The sequence below is a fragment of the Stenotrophomonas sp. ASS1 genome, assembly GCF_004346925.1.
Classification (GTDB): domain Bacteria; phylum Pseudomonadota; class Gammaproteobacteria; order Xanthomonadales; family Xanthomonadaceae; genus Stenotrophomonas; species Stenotrophomonas maltophilia_A.
Genome location: NZ_CP031167.1, coordinates 2298581 through 2321855 on the forward strand (window position 1 = coordinate 2298581; position 23275 = coordinate 2321855).

Below are 23275 nucleotides of genomic sequence, written 5' to 3' on the forward strand. Positions count from 1 at the left end.
CGAGGTTCTATCTGGGTAGCGGGCGTGCCTGCTCCTGCGCTCGCGACATCGCAGGGGTCCGTCTCAGCGCCAGCGCCTCCTTGATCCGGCCCATCTCACGCGACCCGGCCTCGGCCAGGCGGCGGGCCTGCTGCCGCTGCTCCCGCGTGAGCGCGGAAGGTGGTGGAGTACCGGCATCCAGCAGCCGCGCCACCGCATCGCGCAACCGCAACTGCGGGCAAAGCCGGGCGGCACACCATCGCTCGGCGTAGCGCTTGGCCTGGCGAGCATTCACGGCGGCCACGACCTTGGGCTGGGGTAATTTCCGCGCGGCGAGGAACAGGCGGACGCCGAGCACGGCATGCGGCACGACGTTGGCCACACAGCGGCCGTTCCACCACAGGTCCCAGCGATCACCGCTCTGCACCCAGCCGGAGGGCCGGCGGGTCGTCATGAAATCGGGAGGGCTGGAGGGCGAATGCATGGCCGGAAGAATACGGTCGGCCGTCGCATGGACTGAGATTGCGGAGTGGCGCTGGCAACCTCACAACGCTTCTGCCGCAGCGAAGCCCTCTTTACCACTCTGGGCCGAGCAGCTTCTCCACCTCGGTTTCGAGCTTCTTTGCGGCTTCGGCCTGCGAGGCTACCTTGATGCACAGCCCGGACTGCGCGGGCCCCGGAGTCAACTGGTAGCGGTTGATGGTCCCGCCGCCGTCGCCATCCAGCTCCACCCGGGCCACCAGGGTTCGGCCGTTGGCATTGAAGATCCAGTCCCGGTATTCGGACATCGTTGATTCCATGCGTGACACTTTGAGTGGCCTTCACTCTAAGCGGAGCGACGGTGAAGAGCGCCCGAAGAAAACGTTCGCGGAGCGTGGGGGCCGGGGGCACGCGGCAAGCAGACAAGCATGGGCTGGGCTCCACAGCTCGGGCGCGGCTCACGGAGTATGATGCCGCCTTCCCCGAACTGCCGTGATTGCAGCGGGCGCGCTCCTGCGAGGTACGCGTCGGCGCCGCTGAGACACCCCGCCCGATGCTCGTTTCCTACTCCTCTTTCCTCATCTGGGCGGCCGTGGCCGTTGCCACCGTCGGCCTGCTGTTCCGGCCGTTCCGCATTCCGGAATATGTGTGGGCACTGGGGGCTGCCCTTCTGCTTCCACTGCTGGGAGCGGTGTCGTTCGGCACGACCTTGCACGCGGTGGCCGAGGGCCGCGATGTCTATCTGTTCCTGGTCGGCATGATGGTGCTGGCCGAGCTGGCCCGGCGCGAGGGCCTGTTCGACTGGCTGGCGCTGTACGCGGTCCGCCACGCAGGCGGCTCGGGACGACGCCTGTTCGACCTGGTGTTCCTGGTCGGCACGTTGGTGACCGTGTTTCTTTCCAACGATGCCACGGCGGTGGTGCTGACCCCGGCGGTCTACGCAGCCTGCAAGGCGGCCCGTGCCAACCCCCTGCCCTATCTGTTCGTCTGTGCGTTCATCGCCAATGCGGCCAGCTTCGTGCTGCCCATTTCCAACCCGGCCAACCTGGTGGTGTACGGCCAGCACATGCCGCCCTTGATGCAGTGGCTGGCACAGTTCGCGCTGCCGTCGCTGGCCGCGATCGGCGCCACCTATCTGGTGCTGCGCTGGGTGCATCGGCGCGAGATCGCGCAGCCGCTGGTGGCGGCGCCGGCGCATCGCCCGCTGACCGAAGGTGGTCGGCTCAGCGCGCTGGGCGTGTTGTTCACCGGCACCGTGCTGCTGGTGACGTCCGCACTGAATGGCCCGCTCGGCGTGGCCACGTTCTGCGCAGGCACGCTGAGCGTGGCAGTGGTGGCGATGCGCCAAGGGCGCAGCCCGTTGCCGCTGCTGCGCCATGTGTCATGGGGCGTACTGCCGCTGGTGGCTGGCCTGTTCGTGCTGGTGGAAGCGGTGGCCCAGACCGGTGTCATCCAGGCGGCGGCCAGCGCGCTGCAGGCCGTAGCGCAGGCATCGCCACACCAGGCCAGCTGGCTGGCCGGTGGCGCGGCGGCGTTGCTGAGCAACGTGGCCAACAATCTGCCGGTCGGCCTCGCCGCGGGCTCGCTGGGCCAGATGGCCGACCTGCCGGCACAGGCCCGCGCCGCATTGCTGGTCGGCGTGGACCTGGGCCCCAACCTGTCGGTGACCGGCTCGTTGGCCACGATGCTGTGGCTGGTGGCGCTGCGCCGCGAGGGCGAGCATGTCAGCGCGCTCGACTTCCTGCGCGTGGGCGCGCTGGTGATGCCACCTGCGCTGATCGGGGCGCTGTTGCTGCTCTAGTTGGGCGTGGTTCGGTCGCCATGACCAAGTTGCTCAGCGATCACTCTCCAGCTCGATCACCCGGTCAGTCGGGCTCACGATACCGCGCCGATGGGTGATGGCCACCACGGTTACATCGTTCGCCAGTGCGCGGATATGGTCCATGATCTCGCGTTCGGTGGCCTCGTCCAGCGCGGAGCTTGCCTCGTCCAGAAACAGGATCGCCGGCTCGCCATACAGTGCACGGGCAATCGCGATGCGTTGGCGTTCCCCGCCGGACAACTTCAGGCCCCGCTCGCCCACCGTGGTTTCCAGCCCCTCGGGCAGCGCCTCGATCAACGGCAGGATCGCAGCCTTGCGTGCGGCATGCCGCAGCCGATCATCATCACGCGCGCGCCCGAGCAGGATGTTGTCGGCCAGGCTTTCGTTGAGCAGGATGACATCCTGCGGAACCACCGCGACAGCGGCATGCCAGGCCGCACGGTCGATCCGGGACAGGTCAAGGCCATCGACCAGGATCCGGCCACGCTGGGGATCGATCGATTTCAGGGCGAGCTTGAACAGCGTCGACTTCCCTGCCCCGGTCGGCCCGATCAGGAAATTGATGCCGCCACGTTCGGCCTCGAAGGACACATCGCTTACCCCGCGACCGTTGCCATAGCGGTGGCTGACCTGCTGGAACTCCAGGCCACCGCTTTCCCCGGCGAAGCGCTGGGCATCGGCCACCTGCTGCTCCTCGGGCGCCGCCCACAAGGTGGAAAGCGGAGCCAGCATGCTCCACGAGCGCGCGACGTCATCGATCGAACGGGCGATCATCTCGAACGGCATGTTGAGCTGGAGCAGCAGCAGATTGAACAGGACGATGTCGCCGACGCTCAGACCGCCGCTCTGGTAGCGCGGCAGCAACAGATGGAAGGTAACGATGAACTCGACCGCCAGGCTGATGCCCAGCAGCGCAATGAAGCCGATCCGCTGCAGTACGTAGGCGCGCCAGCTGTCGCGCACCTCCTGGGCCTTCTGCTCGAAGCGCTGCACCATCCAGGCGCTGCCGCCGAACTGGCGCAGCGTCTCCATGGCATTCATGGCATTGCCGACGAAGCGCGCGTTCTGCTGGCCGGCCTCGACCGCAGCTTCGCGATGGATGCGTGCGCGCCGGGTAGCGATGGCGGAAAGCGTGACGGCTACCGTGCCGTAGGCCAGCACGATGGCCACCACCTGCAGGTTGATCAACGCACCCAGCGTTATCAGCGTCAGCAGGATCTGCAGCGCACTGGGAATGAAGGCCACCAGCCCCAGCTGCACCACGATCTTCAGCGCGCCACGGCCTTTCTCCCCTGCCACCTGCAGCTCGGCGGCGTTGTAGTCCAGGAAGAAACTGTTGGTCTTCTTCAGCAGGCGGGCGAAGTAGCGGGTACTGGTGATGAAGCCGAGGTTCTCGCCGCTGAGGAACGACAGGTACTGCAACGTGTTCTGCACGGCGCTGCCCGCGCCCAGGATGATGGCGTAGAGCAGGAATCCCCACGCCAGGGCACTGGCCCCGTCGATAGGCAACCGGTCGATCAGGCGCGAGAAAAGGTACGGCGCAGCAACGCTGGCCAGGCTGGACAGCACGACACTGCCGGCGATGAGCAGCAGCAGCCTGCGGTCAGCCTTCCAGTACGCGCCCAGGATTTCAGCGACGGGCGGCGGAACAGCAGTCTTCTTCATCGGCCTTGTTCCGGCGTGGACTCCACCCTTGAATGATATGCTATAACATATCCATTCAGGAGCGACGTCGCCACGTCGCAGGCCACTTTCGGATGGGATCGATGGACCGGGGAATGACGAACGTATCCGCTGCCATGCCACGCGCGCTCATGGCCCTCAGTATTGCCGCTGCACTGCTGGCCAGCCTGCCCGCACTGGCCCAGAACCCCGGCGATGCCCGGCGTTCGCGGGCCGCAGGCGCAGCACCCGAGGGGCCGACCGCCACCCTGGACAAGGTGCTGGTGGTCGGCAGCAACATCCGCGATGCCATTGGCGGCGGCGCCTCGCCGATCATCGTGATCGACAAGGAGGCCATCGACCGCACCGGCGTGGCCACCGTGCAGCAGCTGTTCGAGAAACTGCCGCAGAACTTCGGCGGTGGCGCCAATGGTGCCAACGTCGCCAACCTTGGCGTCGACCGCGATACCGGCAACAACTTCGGCCAGGGCACCGCCATCAACCTGCGCGGCCTGGGAACCGGCACCACGTTGACCCTGATCAACGGCCATCGCGTGACCTCGTCGAACCGCTACCAGTACGTGGATGTCTCGCTGATACCGCTGAGTGCGGTGGAACGCGTTGAGATCCTCACCGATGGTGCCTCGGCCATCTATGGCACCGATGCGGTCGGCGGTGTGGTCAACATCATCCTGCGCCGCGACTTCACCGGGTATGAGACCGCTGTGCGTTACGGCGCCGTGACCACCGGCGGCATGGAGGAATACCAGGCCTCGCAGTCGGCAGGCTGGTCGTGGGATGGTGGCCAAGTGCTGGCCAGCTACGAGTTCCTGAAGCAGAGCAACCTGCCGGCGGTGGACAAGGATTTCTCGAAGAACGTGCGGGTCAAGCCGTACGACCTCTACCCCGGTTCGAAGCGCCACAGCCTCTACGTGGACGGCGTGCAGCAGCTCAGCGATGTGCTGACCCTGAACGTGACCGGCTCGTTCGCCAAGCGCGAGATGGACACCACCATTTCCGGCACGGCCGACGAAACCCGGTTGTTCCCGCATACGCGCCAGTTCGACCTGTTCGCCGGCCTGACACTGGACCTTCCGCGTCAGTGGCAGGCGCGCCTGGATTCGGGGTTCGGCAGGAGCGATGTGTCCTATCAGCGCACCACCATCACCGGCAGCTCGGCCAGTACCGCGCCGCCCACCAATACCAACTCCGAATCGCGTTACCTGGACCTGGTCGCCGACGGTGAGCTGTTCAGCCTGCCCGCCGGTGGGGTTCGCGCGGCATTCGGCGCGGGCTACCGCCGCGATGGCTATGAACTGATCGATCACCGCGGCCTGGAAAAGCCGCTCGACCTGCAGCGTACCGTGAGGTCCGCTTTTGCCGAGCTCAACGTTCCGCTGCTGAAGGATCTGCCGGGCGTGCGCAGCCTGTCCCTGACCGCCGCAGCGCGCTATGACGACTACAGCGATTTCGGATCCACGCTGAACCCCAAGTTCGGCCTGCTGTGGGAGGCGGCCCAGGGGCTTTCGTTCCGCACCAGCTACGGCCGCTCCTACCGGGCGCCGGTGTACCAGGACATGCAGTTGAACAACACCGTGGTGGTGGCGAACGTGCCCAACCCGAGTGCAGCCAATGGCAACACCATCCTGATGATGCTCTCCAATGGCAATCGCGATCTGGGCCCCGAACGGGCCAAGACCTGGACCGGCGGTTTCTCGTTCGCGCCGCCGTCGCTGCCGGGGCTCAAGATCGATGCGAACTACTACCACATCGAATACGCCGACCGTATCGGCAGCGGCTTCGGCGGCAGCTTCCCGTCGCTGTTCCTGCAGTCCACCGCACCTTACGCAGACATCCTGACCACCAATCCCACGCAGCAGCAGATCCAGCAGGCACGCCAGCTGGGCGTATCGGGGCTGGGCCTGTTCGTCTCGCGCGTGGGGCCGTATGCGTTGCCGCCAGGCATGGACGAAACCAACAGCCAGGTGATCCTCGACAACCGCTTCCGCAACAACGCCTTCACCCGGCAGCGTGGTGTCGACTTCAGTGGATCCTATGGCTTCGATGCCGGCCAGACCCACATCGGGCTGAACCTGGCCGGGCAGTACATCATCGAGTCGAAGCGGCGCGTGACCAGTACGTCGCCCGAGGTGGATGCGGTGAATTCGGTGTACTACCCGGTGGACCTCAAGATGCGCGGTGGCATCGCGCTGAGCCGGCAGCAGGCCGCGGCGGGGATCTTCGTGAACTACGTGGACAGTTATCGCGACCCCGCCAATGTCGCCCGGCCCCACGTCAGCTCCTGGACGACCGTAGATCTGAACCTCGCCTACCACTTCGGTGCATCGGCGGACCCGCAGCGTGGCACCTCGCTTGCGTTCAACGTGCAGAACCTGCTCGACCGGGATCCGCCGTTCATCGTCAACAGCATCAACACCGGCTACGACCCCACCAATGCGACAGCGCTGGGCCGCTTCCTGTCCATGTCGCTGACCCACCGCTGGTAAGCCGCCATGCGCGCCGAAGCCCCTGCCTTGTCCCGGTCCGTCATGGCCATCCAGCAGGCGTTTGCTGTTGCGGCAACCCAGCTCACGTTGATGTGGCGCGAGCGGCGCGTGCTGTGGCTCGCCCTTGCCCTGTTGCTGATTGCGGGAGCATCGGTGCTCGGTGGTGCTGCACGCCTGACCCTGCAGGCGCAGGAGCGCCAGGCAATGAGCGAGGAAGAGGCGCGGCTCTGGGACAGCCAGGGCACAATCGACCCGCATAGCGCCGCACATGTGGGGCGTGCCATTGCTGCCCCCGTGCGGCCACTGGCTGCACTGGACCCGGGGCTGACGGATTACCTGGGAACCTCGGTGTTCATCGAAGGCCACGCCCAGAACCCGGCCCGGCACCGTGCCGTGGATGGTGGCACCGCACTCAGCCGCTTCGAGGGTTTCTCTGCGGCGTGGGCGCTGCAGGTGGTGGCGCCGCTGCTGATCATCCTGGCCGGGTTCGCGACCCTGTCCGGCGACGTCGCCCGCGAGACGCTGCGCCAGGAGCTCGGCACCGGTGCCTCGGCCGGCGTGCTGATCGGCGGGCGCTTGATTGCCCTGGCGGCCGCGTCGCTGCTGCTGGTGCTGGCCATGCTGCTGATCAGTCTTCCGGGGCTGTCCATCCAGTACGGCGACGCCACGGATCTTGCCGCCCTGCTCGCACTGGCGGCCGCCTACCTGCTCTATCTGGCGGTGTTCTGTGCACTTACCGTGGGGGTGTCCGCACTTGCCGGCTCGGCACGGACGTCACTGGTCGTGCTGCTCGGCTTCTGGGTGGTGTCCACGCTGCTGCTGCCGAGGGTGGCGCCTGCGGTTGCCGAATCCCTGTACCCGACCCCTTCGGCACCGGCGTTCAGGACCGGCGTGACCGAAGAAGCGGAGAACGGCGCGGATGGCCATGACCCGGCCGACAAACGCCTTGATGCCCTGCGCACGGCGTTGATGGCGCGCTACCGGGTCGACAGCGTTGACGACCTGCCGCTGAACTTCCGCGGTGTGGCGCTGGAGTTTGCCGAGGCCAACTCGACGCGCGTCTACAACCGCCATTTCGATCGCCTGCATGCCAGCTACCAGCAGCAGGACGCCACCCAGCGCCTGTTTGGCCTTGCCTCGCCGACGCTGGCGCTCCAGTCCTGGTCGCGCGCCTTCGCCGGCACGGATTTCCCGGCGCATCTGGCGTTCCTGCGCGGCGTGGAGGACTACCGTTATCGGTTGATCCAGGCACTCAACCAGGAAGTGAAACTGCACAAGGCACCACAAGGCGGGAAGCATGTGGCCGACATCGCCGGCATCACCCGTTCAGTGCACTACCGGCCGCCGCAACAGACCCTGGCCGGTACCGCTGCCGCGCAGCGCGGAAATCTCGTCATTCTGCTGGTCTGGCTGATGCTGGGTTGCGTGGTGGTGCTCATCTCCGCTCGGAAGCTGGGGAGATCGCCATGAACGTTGTGTCGATTGCCCGCTATGAGATCCGCCGATTGCTGCGCGATCGAGCGCTGCCGGTGCTGCTTGTCCTGCTGCTCGGGCTGGGTGCCCACGCCGCGTGGAACGGCCGCGCATGGGTGGACCAGCGGGAGGCGGCCATCGCCCTGATCAAGCAGGAAGAACAACAGACGAAGGAACGCAGCCGGGCATTCGTCGGCAAGGCGCCCTCGGTGCTGCCCCGCGCCCAGCCGGTGCTTGCGCCTGCCGCCATGGCACCGCTGTCGATCGGCCAGGCAGACGCCTACCCCTACACCGCCGATGTGGTCGCGCTGGGCGATCCGACCCAGCTGCTCAAGCACGTCTGGGCCGACATCGGCAATCCAGCGGCACGGGCTGCGGGACGGTTCGACCTCGCCTTCGTCATCGTCTTCCTGCTGCCGCTGGTCATTCTCGTGGCCACCCACGATCTGTGGTCCCGTGAGCGCGAGCGCGGCATCGCGGCGCTGGTGCTGTCGCAGCCGGTGCCGGCAACGCGCCTGCTGGTGGTCAAGGTGCTGGCCCGTGGCCTGGTGGTGCTGCTACCCGCACTGGCCATCCTCCTGGCGGTAACGATCGGGGCCGGCGCGCGCAGTCCTGCGGGCCTGGCCATGCTGGCCCTGACCGTCCTCCTGTACGGCGCGTTCTGGCTGGCCCTTGCACTGCTGATCGGCTGCCTTGCCCGGCGCACCACCGAGGCGGCCATCGCCGCCGGCGCGCTGTGGCTGCTGATCGTGGTCATGGCGCCGTCGCTGGCGCTGGCCACGGTGAATCTGATCGCGCCGCCGCCGTCACAGATGCAGTTCGCCACCGAAGTAAAGGCGATGCAGTCCGACATCGCCACGCGCCAGCGGCGCGAGCATGCGACGTCGGCGCCAGTGAATTCGCCGCCCCCCGTCATCTCCGACACTGTGCGCCAGGCCTACGCCGATCGGGTTGCAGCTGACCGGGAACTGGAACGTCTGATCGCCTCGCATGCGCAGGCCGAGGCCGCACATCGCCAGGTTCTGGACAAGGTGCGGCTGCTGCTGCCGGCCGTCGCGACACAGGACGCGCTCGACCGCATCGCAGGCTCGGATGCCGACCGCGCGCTCGACTTCCAGGGGCAGGTCCACTCCTTCTGGCAGGCGCGGCGGCTGTTGCACAAGGCCTATCTGGATCGTGACGCGCCGCAGACCTTCGAAGAGTACGACACCCTGCCCCGCTTCCAGTTCCACGAAACAGCCGGCGTCGCCCAACGTGGTGTCCTGGCCGATCTCGCCGCACTGATCATTGCCACCCTGCTTGTCCTGCTTGCAGCCGGTGCATTGCGCAGCCGGCTGGCAACGCCCTGAGGAGACGTCCGCATGCTGTCTGCAAAAAGCCTGGTCATGGAACACGGTGCACATCGGGCGCTGGATGACGTCAGCTTCGAGGTAAAGCCCGGCGAGATCTTCTGCCTGCTGGGCGCCAACGGCGCCGGCAAGTCGACCACCATCAAGCTGTTCCTTGGCTTTCTGAAACCCACCTCCGGTGCGGCCGAAGTGGACGGTCTCAGTGCGCACCAGCAGCCGCAGGAGGTACGCCGGCGGCTGCTGTACATCCCCGAGACCGTGGCGCTGTACGACGAGCTGACCGGCTACGAGAATCTGGACTACTTCGCCCGCCTGGCCGGTGTCGAGGAGCGCTCGCCGGCGCGGCTGAAGGACGCGCTCAGATCGGCCGGGCTGGCGACCGACGCATTCGGGCGACGCGTGGGCCTTTATTCCAAGGGCATGCGGCAGAAGGTCGGCATCGCACTGGCCATCGTCAAGGAAGCCAGGGCTCTGTTTCTGGATGAACCCACCTCGGGCCTGGACCCTACGGCGTCAGCCGAATTCCATGAGTTGATCGTGCGGGAACGCGATCGCGGCACAGCGATCCTGATGGCCACCCACGATCTGTTCCGTGCCCGTGAGGTGGCGACCACGATCGGCCTGATGCGGGCCGGCCGCCTGCGCAGAACGCTGGATGCCAGCACGATCACCGCGAACGATCTTGAGAGCCTGTACCTGGAAGAAATGAGCCGCAGCGCCTAGGCCACGGCGGCCGCCTGCGCGCCACGTTGGCCGGACCAGCGCCGCAGCCACGCTTCGATGTTGATCTGCGGGCCGAAGATGCCGAGCACCTGCGACGAGTGGTCCGGGCCGACCTGCTGGATGCCGGCATCGGCCAGCGCGCTGTCGAGATAGCCGCGCCTGGCCAGCATTCCATCGACCAGAAGATTCCTGATGAACTGCTGGTGCCCCTGGGTGACCGCCACGGAGTGATCATCCAGATAGGATTTCACCTTCCGCGACAGCAGCACCTCCGGCAACAGGCCTTTCATTGCACGCCGCGCGATGGTGCGGTCTTCCGCGTCCGCGATGAGCAGGTGCAGCGGAATGCGCGCGAACAGTTCGACAAGCGGCTGCGCACTGATCGGCGATACGCCATGCCAGTGGCCTGCACCTTCGAAGGGATCAAGGACGCTGGTCGGAAACACCATGCGGCCGATATGGGCCAGCTTGTAGGGTGATACGCGATGCCCCTGCGCCTGCGCATGCCGCAACCAGGCCGGCTGCAGGCCATCCTGTTCGGCGCGGTCCACCCGCACCCATGGGCAGGGCTTGCCCCAACGGCCATTGATGCTGCCTGGCCGCTTGAGCAGACCATGGACCATCGCATCCTTCAGCACCCCGTACAGTGAATCGCCGGACTGCGCGGTTTCGAAGGCGACGCGGAAGAAATCCCGGTCGATGCCGCGCCGCCAGGCGTAGTCGATCGCAGCGGCATTGCCCTTGAAACGCAGGAACACCGCATCACCGCCAACGCCAGTGAACTGCACGGTGTCACCGTCGAAGGCCACGTCACGGCGGTGGAGAAGATAGCCGGAACAATGCGCCGGCCGGGCTGTACGCGGGAAGGTCATGATCTCTTCCAGCGCGCAGTGAGGTTGCCTTCGGTACTCGATGTATTCGCAACGCCTGCCCGAGGAATCACTGGCCCCTTGCACTGCCATCCGCGCGAATAGCCGTTCGTCGGCGCCAATGCCCTCATCGTAGTGATGGACACACGTCACCTCCGGTGCCGACGGCGCCTGCAACAGGCCGGCCAGGATGATCGAGGAATCCAGCCCGCCTGACAGCTGCAGCTGGATGCGCCGGTGCGGGCTGGCCAGTGCACCGATGCAGCCCAGCAGCGTGGAACGCGCCAGCGACACGGCTTCCTGAAGATCCTCGATCGGCGCGTCGCGGGCCAGCCGCACCACGTCCCACTGGCAGTGCCGGCCCACCGGCTCTCCATCGCGGATTGAAACCGCTTCACCCGCTTCGACCGCCGTGACCTCCTCGAAGCCGGTCTGCAGGCCATCACGAAACGGGTACAGCAGCGAGTACGACAGGAAGGACCAGTCGACGCTGAAATCGCGCAGGCCCAGCATCAGGCAGTCTTCCATGTTCGAGAAGACCAGCGTCAGCTGACCCACTGTGGTCATGTAGCACGGGATCTCCGCAGTGGGATCGCGCAGGACGAACCAGCTCGAAGTTTCCTGCTGGAAGCCCAGCGCCACGTAGCGGCCCCAGCACCGTTCGACGATGCTGCGGCCCTGGCTGCTGCAGGCGTCGTCCGCTGTTTCGGCATCCAGGTTAGCGCACCCAGGCACGGTGCCTGCGCCGAAATCCTTGTGGAACAGCTTGCCGAGTACTACCAGGGAGTTCGCACGGCGGCATTCGAAATAGCCGTGGTTGTCACTCTGCGCATGGATCGCTGCGCCATTGCCGTTCATCACGCAGGCGATGCCGGGCAGCCTGGCGCCGATCCTTTCCACGATCCGTTCCGCCTGCGCTGTCGCGGATTCCGAGTGGGTGTTCCAGAGCACGGCGAGGTATCGGTACATGGCAGGTTTCGTTACAGCACCAGGATGGGAACCATCCGGCGCAGGTTGAAGGGAATGTCGGTCAGCACCTGATCGCCATACTGCAGCCAGCAATGCGCGGCGAACGGCTGGGTTCTGACGGCGAACACCCAGGCCGGAACGATGCCGTAGTTCGACAGGAATCCGCGCATCGCCAGGCAGTAGAGAAAGCACTCATCGGTTTTCCTGAAGGCCAGGGGTCGAAGCCAGTCGAACACCCGCACCCGCAGGGCCAGTTCTTCAGCGCTTACCGGCCGGCTGTGGCCGCGATCCGCCCGACGGCGCACGGCCGACACCGTGGAACTGAAAGGAAGGAACGTTCTGCTGCAGGCGGCATAGGCGCACGAGGCGATGAATCGACGCAGGTCGCGCGCCATGATGGGCGGACGGCCTCGCGGCGCGCCTTCGCGCGCCCAGTACCGAGGCAGCGCAATAGCAGGGCTGGCAGCGGATTTCCCCTGCTGCGGATCCGCGGTGATCAGGCGGCGGTCGATCAAGGCCTGCAGAAGCCTTGGCGTGCTTGCGTCATCGGACTGCAGGGGCCAATCGAGAACGAGCTTGCCAAGGCCTGCGGCGCCGCGTTTTTCAAGGGAAAGATACTTTCCCGTGGCCTGGTCCAGAATCACCATCGCATCGCCGGTGACACAGACGTGGGCGTGCTTTGACAGGAAATACGGGGCGGCAGCCTGCTCCATCATGCGCTCCTGCGCCGGAACCGGAGAAGCGGTGCATGCAGGGCATGCACCGCAGATGCGACATTGCGCGGTAGATCAGGGCGACGTGGTCGGGAACACGCCATCCCACAACGTGCCGTGGTTGTGCGCCTTCGTTTCCGAAACCACCGAGCCCAGCTCGATCAGTTCGCCACCCATGCCCTGATCCTCAGGGTTCTGCTGTCCTGCCACTACACCCAGCTCAATCAGCTCGTTCATGAACATCTCCTATCGTCAGTGGATGTACCCGCGCATTGCGTTGGATCGCGTTGCATTGGATACGGAGCAGCCAAGCCACCATCGCCGCGACATTGCAGGGCGATTGCCGCCAAGGCACCCATATGTTACGATATAACATATTATTTTGGCGTGACGAATGACGCCAGTGGCCCGTTGTCGATATGACCTACGAGAGGCGAGAGGGATGAGCAGCGAGATCAGAGACGACGGCCTGGATCCCACGCTTCTGCTGAAGGGGATGTTTCCCCTGCCGAAGTTCATCCGCTTTGTACGGGAGCGTTGCCCACCGGGACGCTTCGACGAGGCTGCGCTGGTGGAGGAATGGCGGACGGCACGTGCCGAGGTGCCCAAGTTACAGCAGGAGGAAGCCGGTGAGGCCGAAGCCATCAATGTCCATGCGTTGCCGGATGAGATGCTGCCGCTGGCTGAGCAGGCGCTGCGACAACCCTCGATGCACCGGATGACGAGTGTTCTGCCACGCAGTTGGCAGATGGTCGAGATCGATCGACTGGTGATCTTCCAGGAGTGCATCAACCTGCGTCACATCGATCAGTTGGCGGCATCCCTGACCGCCTCGCCCAGCGCGCAGGAGGTCATGCAGCTTGTCGCGCGCAGCGGCAGCCATGCACATCCGGAAGTGCGCTTCACCCAGTCCGATGGCAGCTACACCTTCGCGTCCACCTCGAACGACCTGCGCTTCCTCGATGTGGCGACCCTCGATCCGGCTGCCATCGCCGACTACGAGCCGTTCGGCGCAGCCAGCCACGCCGTCGTCATCTATCTGGGTTTCAGTGACAACCTGATCAGCGCCACCCGGTTCGGCAGGCGCATGGTGCTGACCAATGGCTCCCATCGCCTGTACCTGCTGCGCCGGCTCGGGTTCCGCCATGCGCCCTGCCTCGTCACCGATGCCTCCGACAGCGACCTCAGCGAGGTTCTGCTGCCGGCGGCGGTCAAGCAGGATCGCGGGTTCTACCTGTCTTCCCCGCGTCCGCCGCTGTTCAAGGACTATGTCGATCCCCGCCTGACCTGCGTCGTGCCGGTCACCCGCAAGCACTACGCCCTGCGGGCCACGCTCGACCTGCAGAGGATCGCGGTTCCGGCGCTGTAATCCTGGGCCGAACCCTCCCTTCCCTGGGGCCACGTCGACAGAGATGGCCGGATTGGTGAATCACCTGGCGGAACTGTCGAATGACGGTCTCCGGCCCGCCGAATACGCTTCCCCTCCTCGGTTCCAGAGGATGCCCGCATGAATGACACCGCCCCCGCCACTGAAGCAACACACAGCAGTCTGCCCATCATTCACGTCCTGATGGGATTCATCTGCGTCTGGCACCGACATGAACCCGGGCAGGCCCGTGATGAGGAGTGAGGCACGCTGTGGCGCCCGGCCGACCAGGGTTGCGCAGGTGCAGGCGTGACCAAGGCGGTTGCCGGGCGCAATGACGTGGGCGCCGATTACCCGGATCGGGTCGCGCAGACGGTCATGGTGTTCGAACTGGACCCGATCCCGGATGCGTGGGAAATGGACTTTCATTCGCATCGGAAAGCGCAGCTGCTGGTGGCCACGCATGGCCTGATCACGCTAGAGTCGCCAGCCGGCCTGTGGGTGGTGCCGCCGCAGGGGGCGATCTGGATTCCCGGCGGGTTGACCCACCGCGCCAGCAGCAGCGGAAAACCCCATGGGTTCGTCGTGTTCATTGATCCCGAGGCGGTTCCGGGATTGCCAGCCCACTGCTTCGCGATGGCGATCACCCCGTTCATGCATGCCCTGCTGCAACGCACCGCACGCCTGCCGCTGCAGTACGAGGACGGCAGCGCCCATGCCCGGCTGATGACCGTGCTGCTGGATGAGCTTGCTGCGGCGCCGCCGGAGTGGCTTCACCTGCCCATGCCTTCCGAGCCGCGACTGCGCACCCTGGCCAATGCCATGCTGGCTGCACCGGCCGAGCGCGCAACGCTCGACCTGTGGGCCGGCCGGATTGGAATGAGCGAGCGCAACATGTCCCGCCTGTTCTGCGCTGAAACCGGATTGAGCGTGAGGCGCTGGCGGCGGCAGATGCATGTGATGGTTGCCCTGCCGATGCTGGCAAGGGGCAGGACGGTGCAGTCCATTGCCGATGACCTTGGCTACGACAGCGCTGGCGCCTTCGTGACCATGTTCCGCAAGGCGGTCGGCGCCCCGCCCAAGCGCTTCCTCGCCGAACGCGGGGCCTGGCTGCAGGCGCCCGACGCAGGCGATCAACCGCGGGCGTGGCCCGCCTGCGGTTGATCGTGCGCCCGGCGGCTGGCAAGGGCACGCCCAGGCTGCGCCCGGGCGCAGCGATCACTCAGCGCTGCTGATCCTTCAGGAACAACCACGTGATCAGCGTGGCATCCGGTCCCTTCGGGTCGGTGAACGGCAGGCCGGACTGGCTGCCGCTCCAGGCATGGCCCATGCCCTGCACAACATAGTGCTGCACCAGCGTCCTGCCACCGTAGGCGTAGGTATCCACCGTATACGCACGTCCACCCGGCACCTGGCCGTGATAGGTGCTGGTCGGCAGGTACTTCACCGAGTCGTTGTCCAGGCCGTCGTCGGCCAGATCATTGGTCTGCAGGAACTGGCGCACCGCCTGCTGGCCGTTCACCGGATTGACGGTGAGATCGGCGCTGCCATGGAACACCAGCACCGGCAGCGGTCGCGGCGACGGCGATCCCGAGCACTGCCAGGCCAGACGGCCATTGCTGTCCGGCGAATAGATGCTGCCGGCCAGCAACGCATAGGCGCTACCGGAAATCGTGGTCGCACCCTTGAACATGCCACCGGAATGGATGGCGCCGGCAGCGAACACATCCGAATAGCAGGCCAGCATGATCGAGGTCATCGCGCCGCCCGCGGAAATGCCGGTGACATAGACCCGGTGCGGATCCACGCTGTAGCCCGCTTTCACCTTGTCCACGATGCCGGCCAGGATCGATGCTTCGCCGCTGTCGCGGGCCTGGTTGATCGGCAGCTGCCAGTTCCAGCAGCGGGCCGGATTGGAGGTGACGTTCTGCCGGGGGTAGACCACGATGAACCCCTCCGTGTCGGCCACATCATTGAAGCCTGACGCCTCGCCCATCAGGTTCGGCCCGGTCACACAGCCATGCAGCACCAGCAGCAGCGGCAGCGGCCGGCTGTCGTCATAGCCGGCCGGCACCCATATCTGGTACTCGCGGGCGCCGAACAGATTGCCGTACAGGCCGATATCCCAATGCCCGGCCGGGCCAGCGGCAAGCGCGCTGCCCGCCATCGCCAGCCAGCTGCACAACACCAGCAGTACCGCCTTGATCGAATCGATTCCGGATTTCATGACCTGATCCTCGTGCGTGAGTCGTGGATGAAGGAGTACCGGGGACCGCTTCCGGTTGGGGGCGCGCCCAGTATCCGCATCCACCGGCCGCTGCCGACTGGACCTAGGTCCACTCGCTGCTGGCCCGTGACACCGCTAGCCTTGGCTGCAGGGGTGGCAATGGGCCATCCGCACGCTCATGCCTGGGGGAGGACCGAATGAAACGGAATTGTTTGAGTCTCATGATCGGCGCGCTGCTGGCCACGGGGCCGGTACTGGCACAGGAATCACCGACGGCAGGCAGATCCGCTTCGCCGACCAACCTGGACAGCATCAAGGTTACCGCGCGCAAGCGTGAGGAAACCTTGCAGGAAGTGCCGGTGGCAGTCACCGCCTTTACCTCGGAGGCGCTGGACAAGATGAATGTCCAGGACATCAGCGACCTGGACGCGCAGGTGCCCAACCTGACCATCTACGCGGCGCGCGGCGCCAGCAGCACGGTCACCGCCTACATCCGCGGCATCGGCCAGTCCGATCCCACCTGGGGCGCCGATCCGGGTGTAGGCATCTACCTGGATGACGTCTACATCGCACGCCCGCAGGGTGCGCTGCTGGATGTGTTCGATGTCTCGCGCATCGAGGTGCTGCGCGGCCCGCAGGGCACGCTCTACGGCAAGAACACCATCGGCGGCGCGATCAAGTACATCTCGCGCGGCCTGCCCACCCAGACCGAGGGCTTCGCCCAGATCACCGTGGGCAACTACAGCCAGCTGGATGCAAAAGCGGCCATCGGCGGCCCGATTGGTGGTGCCGACAGTGGCCTGCGCGCCCGCGTGGCGGTGGCCAGCATGAACCACGACGGGTTTGGCGAGAACACCTTCAACGGCCAGCCGGTCAGTGACAAGCAGATCAACGCGGCACGCCTGAACCTGGGCGCGTACGCGGGCGATGACTTCGACGTGCAGTTCGCACTGGACTGGATCGACGATCAGTCCGGCATGCGCGGCTCGAAGATGCTGGCGCCCAATCCGTTCCTGCGCGCCTATCCACCGATGGACAGCCGCTACGACATCCGCTCGGGCATGCGCAATCTCAACAACGTGGAGAGCAAGGGTGCCTCGGCCACGGTGAACTGGCGGCCGAACGAGGACATTGCACTGAAGTACGTGGTCGCCAAGCGTGAATCGGACAGCGAGGCCAACATCGACTTCGATACCGCGCCGGTCAAGCTGGCCGACGTGGGTGGCACCTATCACGACGACCAGGTCAGCAACGAAGTGCAATTGAACTACGATGCCGGCGGCCGGGTGCGCGGTGTGGTCGGCCTGTACCAGTTCAGTGGCGAGGCTGGCGGCCAGATCCAGAACAACTACTTCAGTGCGCAGTTCGCCGACAACCAGGGCAAGGTGTTGACCGACAGCATCGCGCTGTACGCGGACTGGACCTTCGACCTGACCAGCAAACTCAAGCTGGATGTAGGCGCCCGTTACACCGACGAGGACAAGCGCGCGATCGTGCTGAACCGCCTGTACGCCGACCCGGGTTTCAGCCGGCCGGTGGCGGTGACCGCGGACTTCGACAAGAAGACCAACTTCAAGAACGTCTCGCCCAAGGTCTCGCTGGACTACCAGATCACTCCGGACATCATGGTCTACGGCCTGGCCACGCGTGGCTTCAAGTCCGGTGGCTACAACATCCGCGCCAACGCGGTGGCCGTGCCGCGCTCGGCCGAACCGTTCGATGACGAGACCGTGGACAGCTACGAGGTCGGCAGCAAGATGGCCTTCCTCGACCAGCGCCTGTTCCTCAATCTGTCGGCCTTCTACAACAAGTACAAGGACATCCAGTTGTCGGTGTTCACCGGCCTGGATACCAATGGCGATGGCGTCGATGACTCCTTCTTCGGTGATTTCACCAATGCCGGCGCAGGTACGGTCAAAGGCCTGGAAGTCGAGTACCAGTACCTGCCCAGCCAGCACTGGCTGATTTCCGGCAACCTGGCGTGGCTGGATACCAAGTACGACGAGTACATGGATCGTGGCGTCAATGTGGCCAGGCAGATGAAGTTCACCAATTCACCGGAATTCTCCGGTGCGTTCAACGTGGAATACCGCACCGAGCTGGCCAACGGCAGCAACCTGTCAGCGCGGGTGAGCTACAGCTATCAGAGCGAAGTGTGGCCGACCACTGATCTCAGTCCGGTGATCCGCCAGCAGGGTTACGGGCTGGTCAATGCCGGCGTCATCTGGCGCCTGGATGATGCGTGGACCTTCTCGCTGCAGGGCACCAACCTGGCCGACAAGGAATACCGCACCACCGGCTACAACATCCCGGCGGTCGGCACGCTGATTGGCTTCTATGGTCCGCCACGCCAATATAGCCTCAGCGTCCGTTACGATTTCTAGCGCATCCGTTACGATCTCCAGGAAGCTTCTGCATGACGCAGTCTTACGACGACCTGTACTGGAACAGCGACGATGGCCTGCGCCTGCACGCGCGCGACCATGCAGCGGACGCCCGGCAGGTGCCCCGCGGCACCGTGGTCTGCATTCCCGGCCTGACCCGCAATGGTGCCGATTTCGACGCACTGGCCGAAACACTCACCGCCCAGGGATGGCGCGTGATCGCCGTCGACCTGCGTGGCCGCGCCGGTTCAGAACGTGCGCACGATCCGTCCAGCTACAACCCGCGCACCTACGCCGACGACATGGTCGCGCTGCTGCGCGCGCAGAACATCGACAAGGCGGTGTTCGTCGGCACCTCATTGGGCGTGCTGGTGACCATCACCCTCGCCTCGCGCGCGCCGGAGCGGATCGCGGGCGCAGTGCTCAACGATGCCGGCCCCAGGGTGCCGCGTGAGGCGCTGGCACGGATCGGCAAGTACGCCGGCAAGCCGGTACCGCCGATGGACCTGTTGCAGGCCACGGCCTACGTGGAATCCATCGGCAAGGCCGCGTTCCCGCGCTTCAGCACCGACGACTGGCGGCAGATGGCGGTGCGCACCTTCCGCCCGCGCAGCGATGGCCTGCTGGAACTGGACTACGACCCGGCAGTGATCCGAACCACCCGGCCATGGCTGCTGTGGCTGTTGCGTCCCCTGCTGTGGCGTGCGGTTCGTGGGCTGACCGCACGCGTGCCGGTACTGGTGGTGCGCGGTGCGCTGTCCGACATCCTGCCGGCCGATGTCGCGCGGCAGATGGCGGCCACCTCGGAAAGTGCCCGCCTGGTGGAAGTGCCGGATGTGGGGCACGCTCCGATGCTGTCCGAGCCAGAGGCACGTGATGCGATCCTGACCTTGCTGGAGCGTGTGGCGTGAGTGCGGAGAGCAATCTGCCTCCCGCGCTGCAGGCGTTGCAGCAGTGGGCGGCCAGCGAGCGGGTGAGTGGCGTGACCCACGTGGACCAGGCGCGCATCGATGCCTTTGCCGACGCCACCGGCGACCACAACTGGATCCACGTCGATCCAGGCCGCGCGCAGACGCAGCTGCCGGGCGGGCAGACCATCGCGCACGGTTTCCTGCTGCTCTCGCTCACCGTGCAGGACGATGTGGTCGCCCTCACCGGCTTCCCCGGCATCGCCCATGTGCTCAACTACGGCCTCAACAAGGTCCGCTTCCTGGCGCCGGTACCCAGCGGGTCGGGGGTGCGGGTACGCTCGCAGCTGGTGTCACTGGAGGCGCGCCAGCCCGGCCAGTGGCTGCTGACCCAGCGCAAGGCCGTCGAGCGGGTTGCCGATGGCGAGCTGGCACTGGTTGCTGAGCAGCTGTCACTGATCGTGGTCGTCCCCTAGCACCACCCTGCCCGGCTCTCTCCCTACACTGGAGCGATGTTGACGCCCTCCATCGTCCTCTTCGCCTGCATTGCATGGACCGCACTGCTGTTTGGCGTGGCGCTGTGGGGTGAGCGCCGGGGGCACCGGCTTTCGAAGGCATGGCCGCTCATCTATGCGCTGTCGCTGGCCGTGCACTGCACCGCGTGGACCTACTACGGCGCGGCCTCGCAGGGGCTGCAATGGGGCTTCCCCATTCCACCCACCCTGGCCGGCATGGCGTTGATCTTTGCCTTCGGCCTGCCGTTCCTGCTCCGCCTGGGGCGGCTGGCCAAGCAGCACAACAGTGCCACCATCGCTGATCTGGTCGTCGCACGACTGCGTGCCGATCGCGGCCTCGGCTTCACCATCACTCTGGTGGCACTGTTCGGCATCATTCCCTACATCGCCCTGCAGTTGAAGGCTGTCAGTCAGGGCTTGGGCGCGCTGCTGGGCGATCGTTTCGCGCCTGCTGCCGCGCAGCTGGACATGTCGTTCTGGTTCGCGCTGACGATGGCCGCGTTCACCCTGCTGTTCGGTGCACGCAAGGCATCGGCCACCGAGCCCAATCGTGGCATTGTGGTCGCCCTGGGGCTGGAGTCGGTGTTGAAGCTGGTGGCGCTGCTCGCCATTGGCCTCTATGCGGCGCTGTCGGTGCGCCAGGCGGGCACGCCGCTGCTGGAAAAGATGGCGCAGCTGCCGCCACCGGCCATCATGCCGGACTATCTGACCATGGTCGCGCTGGGCGCGATCTCCGCGTTCACCCTGCCGCACCAGTTCCATGTCGGCGTGGTCGAACTGCGCCAGACCTCGGACCTGAAGACGGCACGCTGGTTGTTCCCGGTCTACCTGCTGCTGATCGGGCTGCCGTCGGTGCCGATGGCGCTGGCCGGTGCCGCGCAGCTGCCCGCATCGGTGTCGCCTGACCTGTACGTGCTGGCGCTGCCGCAGGCCGGTGACCACCACCTGCTGGCCTTGCTGGCCTATCTGGGCAGCCTGAGCGCCGCCACCGGCATGATGATCCTGTCCGGGCTGACCCTGTCGATCATGCTCGGCAACCATGGCTTCGGCTCACGGTTGCTGGACGGCATAGCCGGCGGTGCCACGGCGGCCGACCTGCGTCCACGCGTGCTGGCCTTCCGCCGTGCCGGCATCCTCGCCGTGTTCCTGATGTCGTGGCTGTACAGCCGGGCGATGAGCGACACCGAGGCACTCAGCGATTTCGGCCTGATGTCCTTCACCGCCCTCTCGCAGCTGGCGCCGGCGGTCCTGCTGGCGGTGTATCGCCCGCGCACGCCCTCTCCGGCCATCATCGCCGGCATCGTGCTGGGGTCGTTGGCCTGGCTGTGGCTGGTGCTGCTGCCGATGGTGATCCCTGCCACGCCCCCCGCCTCGGGGCCCGATGACCTGCACTGGCTGTCCGTGGTCTCGCTGCGCCTGCAATCGGGCCATATCGCCATCAGCATGGGCGCCAGTCTGGCGGTCAACCTGCTGACGGTTGCGCTGGTGTCGCGCGCGGTGCGTCCCTCGTTGCCGCGACGACGGGATGCGGTGGCGGCAGCCTCGCTGCGCAGGACGGCCGGACGCTTCCTCGGCCAGGAGCGGGCCCGGCAACTGATGGATGGGCATGCCGGGCAGCTGCTGGACGACGACCGGGTCATCACCATCGAACGCGAACTGAGCGCCGTGGTCGGCGCGGGCATGGCGCGCCTGCTGGTGGAGGCCGCTCGCGATGGCGGTGCCGCGCCCTTGGATGCGGTAACCCGTGCTGTAGGCGAAGCCACCCAGGCGCTGCGCTTCAACCAGCGCCTGCTGGAAGCGGCGCTGGAAAACATGAGCCAGGGCATCAGCGTGGTCGACGCGCAGCTGCAGCTGGTGGCCTGGAACAGCCGCTACGCCGCGTTGTTCAAGTTTCCGCCCGAGTTGCTGCAGGTCGGGCAGCCGGTGGTCAATCTGACAGCGTGGGCGCTGGCCGAACTGAAGATCGGCGACGGCCCTGGTGACACTCGCGACAAGGCTTTGCAGCGTCGCGTCGCACACATGCGGCGTGGCACGCCGCATCTGTCCGAACGGATCTTCCCCGACAACACCATCGTCGAGATCCGTGGCAATCCAATGCCCGGCGGTGGCTACGTGGCCACCTTCACCGACGTCACCGCCTTCCGCCGCGCCGAGGAAGCGCTCAAGCGCAGCAATGAAACCCTGGAGCGCCGCGTACAGGACCGCACCGCACGGCTGGAACAGGCAGTGCACGAAGCCGAGCGCGCGAACGTTGCCAAGACACGCTTCCTGACGGCGGTCGGCCACGACCTGATCCAGCCGCTGCATGCGGCACAGCTGTTGACCGATGCGATGTCGCAGCACATCGAATCGGAGTTCCTCGACAGTTTCCTGCGCCAGATCCGTGGTGCGCTGGACTCCACCGACGACCTGCTGTCCGGGCTGCTGGATATCTCCCGTCTTGAGGCGGGCGGGCTGGTCGCCGATCCGCGCCCCTTCGCGCTGTCGACCGTCCTGGATCCGCTCGCGCAGGAGTTCGCGGTACTGGCGGCGGCGCGCGGCCTGCAGTTCCGCCATGTACGGAGCCAGGCCTGGGTCCATAGCGACCCCCTGCTGCTGCGCCGGGTGCTGCAGAACTTCCTGGCCAATGCCATTCGTTACACCCGCCATGGCGGTGTGTTGCTGGGTGTGCGCCGCCAGGGGCAGGCACTGATGATCGGCGTGCATGACACCGGCCCCGGCATTGCTCCGGAGCAGCAGGCGGTGGTGTTCGAGGAATTCCACCGGGTCGACCGCAGCAACGGCCAGGGACTGGGACTGGGCTTGACCATCGCCCACCGCATCGCCGATCTGCTGCATGCACCCTTGCACCTGCGCAGCGTGCCCGGGCACGGCTCGGCCTTCTCGATCAGCGTGCAACGCGCAGCACCGCCAGTGACCCCGCGCAGTCCGGCACCGACGGGTGGCAGCAACGCCCTCAAGGGTATCCGCATACTGGTAGTGGACAACGACCCGGACGCGCTGGAGGCGATGCGGCAACTGCTGCTTTCCTGGGGCTGCGACGTCATCGCGGCAGGCAGCGCCGATGCCATCGGGCCCTCAGCGCACGAGGCGGCGCTGTGGCTGTTCGACTATCACCTGGATGACGGCGATACCGGTGTTGCGCTGTGGCAGCGGCTTGCGGACATGCATGGACAGCGGCCGACGGTGATCCTCAGTGCGGATACCGGCAGCGATACACGCGAGGCGGTGCGCGGCGCTGGGCTGTCCCTGCTCAACAAGCCGTTCAAGCCGTTGGCGCTGCGCTGGGCGATCAACCACCTGCTGGCGGCCACTGCCACGCACTGACC

At 66.1% G+C, this 23275-nt stretch carries 19 protein-coding genes; 12 read left to right on the forward strand and 7 right to left on the reverse strand.

What is annotated here, in order from left to right:
• Nucleotides 1-7: 7 nt before the first annotated feature.
• A complete protein-coding gene (locus MG068_RS10825) occupies nt 8-463 on the reverse strand; it encodes a hypothetical protein (RefSeq protein ID WP_132810148.1) in 456 nt (151 codons plus the stop codon).
• Between the two features lie 91 nt (nt 464-554).
• Entirely contained in the window at nt 555-767 is a 213-nt protein-coding gene (locus MG068_RS10830; protein WP_012511105.1) for a hypothetical protein, read from the reverse strand.
• Nucleotides 768-1012: 245 nt separating this feature from the next.
• Between MG068_RS10830 and MG068_RS10835 the strand changes: the two genes are divergently transcribed.
• On the forward strand, nt 1013-2260 hold the full coding sequence (locus tag MG068_RS10835; RefSeq protein WP_132810149.1) for an arsenic transporter: 1248 nt from the start codon (nt 1013-1015) through the stop codon (nt 2258-2260).
• A 33-nt stretch (nt 2261-2293) separates the two neighbouring features.
• Here MG068_RS10835 and MG068_RS10840 read toward each other — a convergent pair whose 3' ends face one another.
• A complete protein-coding gene (locus MG068_RS10840) occupies nt 2294-3946 on the reverse strand; it encodes an ABC transporter ATP-binding protein (RefSeq protein ID WP_132810150.1) in 1653 nt (550 codons plus the stop codon).
• Nucleotides 3947-4059: 113 nt separating this feature from the next.
• Here MG068_RS10840 and MG068_RS10845 point away from each other — a divergent pair, with 113 nt between their 5' ends.
• Genes MG068_RS10845 through MG068_RS10860 form a run of 4 tightly spaced genes read left to right on the forward strand, consistent with a single transcriptional unit; the run spans nt 4060 to nt 9995 of the window.
• Nucleotides 4060-6450, forward strand: coding sequence for a TonB-dependent receptor plug domain-containing protein (locus MG068_RS10845; RefSeq protein WP_240792063.1), 2391 nt, complete (start codon nt 4060-4062; stop codon nt 6448-6450).
• 27 nt (nt 6451-6477) lie between these two features.
• Nucleotides 6478-7920 (forward strand): DUF3526 domain-containing protein, encoded by a 1443-nt coding sequence (locus MG068_RS10850; RefSeq protein ID WP_240792064.1) that lies wholly within the window; start codon nt 6478-6480, stop codon nt 7918-7920.
• Entirely contained in the window at nt 7917-9272 is a 1356-nt protein-coding gene (locus MG068_RS10855; RefSeq protein ID WP_132810153.1) for an ABC transporter permease subunit, read from the forward strand. Before MG068_RS10850 ends, MG068_RS10855 begins: the two co-directional genes overlap by 4 nt.
• A 12-nt stretch (nt 9273-9284) precedes the next feature.
• The gene (locus MG068_RS10860) at nt 9285-9995 is read left to right on the forward strand and encodes an ABC transporter ATP-binding protein (RefSeq protein ID WP_132810154.1); all 711 of its coding nucleotides are present in this window, start codon (nt 9285-9287) and stop codon (nt 9993-9995) included.
• Here the strand turns inward: MG068_RS10860 and MG068_RS10865 are convergent.
• The 3 genes from MG068_RS10865 to MG068_RS21080 form a co-directional block, all read right to left on the reverse strand.
• On the reverse strand, nt 9992-11833 hold the full coding sequence (locus MG068_RS10865) for an asparagine synthase-related protein (RefSeq protein WP_132810155.1): 1842 nt from the start codon (nt 11831-11833) through the stop codon (nt 9992-9994). The genes MG068_RS10860 and MG068_RS10865 overlap by 4 nt on opposite strands.
• 11 nt (nt 11834-11844) lie before the next feature.
• Nucleotides 11845-12546 (reverse strand): lasso peptide biosynthesis B2 protein, encoded by a 702-nt coding sequence (locus MG068_RS10870; RefSeq protein ID WP_071228292.1) that lies wholly within the window; start codon nt 12544-12546, stop codon nt 11845-11847.
• A 75-nt stretch (nt 12547-12621) separates the two neighbouring features.
• Entirely contained in the window at nt 12622-12783 is a 162-nt protein-coding gene (locus tag MG068_RS21080) for a hypothetical protein (RefSeq protein WP_162292259.1), read from the reverse strand.
• Between the two features lie 205 nt (nt 12784-12988).
• On the opposite strand from MG068_RS21080, the gene MG068_RS10875 reads away from it, so the two are divergent.
• The 3 genes from MG068_RS10875 to MG068_RS10880 all read left to right on the forward strand — a co-directional run bounded on the left by MG068_RS10875 (nt 12989) and on the right by MG068_RS10880 (nt 15076).
• Nucleotides 12989-13915 (forward strand): hypothetical protein, encoded by a 927-nt coding sequence (locus MG068_RS10875; RefSeq protein WP_071228293.1) that lies wholly within the window; start codon nt 12989-12991, stop codon nt 13913-13915.
• A 138-nt stretch (nt 13916-14053) separates the two neighbouring features.
• A complete protein-coding gene (locus MG068_RS21270) occupies nt 14054-14176 on the forward strand; it encodes a hypothetical protein (protein WP_256200927.1) in 123 nt (40 codons plus the stop codon).
• A gap of 45 nt (nt 14177-14221) precedes the next feature.
• Nucleotides 14222-15076, forward strand: coding sequence for an AraC family transcriptional regulator (locus MG068_RS10880; RefSeq protein ID WP_107431947.1), 855 nt, complete (start codon nt 14222-14224; stop codon nt 15074-15076).
• A 58-nt stretch (nt 15077-15134) separates the two neighbouring features.
• Here the strand turns inward: MG068_RS10880 and MG068_RS10885 are convergent, their stop codons facing one another.
• Nucleotides 15135-16139 carry an extracellular catalytic domain type 1 short-chain-length polyhydroxyalkanoate depolymerase gene (locus MG068_RS10885; RefSeq protein WP_132810156.1) on the reverse strand — a complete coding sequence of 335 codons (1005 nt, stop codon included), beginning with the start codon at nt 16137-16139 and terminating at the stop codon, nt 15135-15137.
• 221 nt (nt 16140-16360) lie between these two features.
• Here MG068_RS10885 and MG068_RS10890 point away from each other — a divergent pair, with 221 nt between their 5' ends.
• Genes MG068_RS10890 through MG068_RS10905 form a run of 4 tightly spaced genes read left to right on the forward strand, consistent with a single transcriptional unit; the run spans nt 16361 to nt 23273 of the window.
• Nucleotides 16361-18523, forward strand: coding sequence for a TonB-dependent receptor (locus MG068_RS10890; protein WP_132811137.1), 2163 nt, complete (start codon nt 16361-16363; stop codon nt 18521-18523).
• Nucleotides 18524-18555: 32 nt separating this feature from the next.
• Nucleotides 18556-19434, forward strand: a complete 879-nt coding sequence (locus tag MG068_RS10895; protein WP_132810157.1) for an alpha/beta fold hydrolase — start codon at nt 18556-18558, stop codon at nt 19432-19434.
• Nucleotides 19431-19907, forward strand: coding sequence for a MaoC family dehydratase (locus MG068_RS10900; RefSeq protein ID WP_132810158.1), 477 nt, complete (start codon nt 19431-19433; stop codon nt 19905-19907). Before MG068_RS10895 ends, MG068_RS10900 begins: the two co-directional genes overlap by 4 nt.
• A gap of 36 nt (nt 19908-19943) precedes the next feature.
• Complete coding sequence (locus MG068_RS10905) at nt 19944-23273, forward strand: hybrid sensor histidine kinase/response regulator (protein WP_132810159.1); 3330 nt, start codon at nt 19944-19946, stop codon at nt 23271-23273.
• Nucleotides 23274-23275 lie beyond the last annotated feature (2 nt).

Excerpts from the sequence above, each read along its gene's own strand:
- MG068_RS10865 (WP_132810155.1), bottom strand. The coding sequence starts at position 11,833 with ATGTACCGATACCTCGCCGTGCTCTGGAACACCCACTCGGAATCCGCG.
- MG068_RS10885 (WP_132810156.1), bottom strand. The coding sequence starts at position 16,139 with ATGAAATCCGGAATCGATTCGATCAAGGCGGTACTGCTGGTGTTGTGC.
- MG068_RS10845 (WP_240792063.1), top strand. The coding sequence starts at position 4,060 with ATGACGAACGTATCCGCTGCCATGCCACGCGCGCTCATGGCCCTCAGT.
- MG068_RS10835 (WP_132810149.1), top strand. The coding sequence starts at position 1,013 with ATGCTCGTTTCCTACTCCTCTTTCCTCATCTGGGCGGCCGTGGCCGTT.
- MG068_RS21270 (WP_256200927.1), top strand. The coding sequence starts at position 14,054 with ATGAATGACACCGCCCCCGCCACTGAAGCAACACACAGCAGTCTGCCC.
- MG068_RS10840 (WP_132810150.1), bottom strand. The coding sequence starts at position 3,946 with ATGAAGAAGACTGCTGTTCCGCCGCCCGTCGCTGAAATCCTGGGCGCG.
- MG068_RS10895 (WP_132810157.1), top strand. The coding sequence starts at position 18,556 with ATGACGCAGTCTTACGACGACCTGTACTGGAACAGCGACGATGGCCTG.
- MG068_RS10830 (WP_012511105.1), bottom strand. The coding sequence starts at position 767 with ATGTCCGAATACCGGGACTGGATCTTCAATGCCAACGGCCGAACCCTG.
- MG068_RS10860 (WP_132810154.1), top strand. The coding sequence starts at position 9,285 with ATGCTGTCTGCAAAAAGCCTGGTCATGGAACACGGTGCACATCGGGCG.
- MG068_RS10825 (WP_132810148.1), bottom strand. The coding sequence starts at position 463 with ATGCATTCGCCCTCCAGCCCTCCCGATTTCATGACGACCCGCCGGCCC.
- MG068_RS10855 (WP_132810153.1), top strand. The coding sequence starts at position 7,917 with ATGAACGTTGTGTCGATTGCCCGCTATGAGATCCGCCGATTGCTGCGC.
- MG068_RS10870 (WP_071228292.1), bottom strand. The coding sequence starts at position 12,546 with ATGGAGCAGGCTGCCGCCCCGTATTTCCTGTCAAAGCACGCCCACGTC.
- MG068_RS21080 (WP_162292259.1), bottom strand. The coding sequence starts at position 12,783 with ATGAACGAGCTGATTGAGCTGGGTGTAGTGGCAGGACAGCAGAACCCT.
- MG068_RS10875 (WP_071228293.1), top strand. The coding sequence starts at position 12,989 with ATGAGCAGCGAGATCAGAGACGACGGCCTGGATCCCACGCTTCTGCTG.
- MG068_RS10890 (WP_132811137.1), top strand. The coding sequence starts at position 16,361 with ATGATCGGCGCGCTGCTGGCCACGGGGCCGGTACTGGCACAGGAATCA.
- MG068_RS10905 (WP_132810159.1), top strand. The coding sequence starts at position 19,944 with ATGTTGACGCCCTCCATCGTCCTCTTCGCCTGCATTGCATGGACCGCA.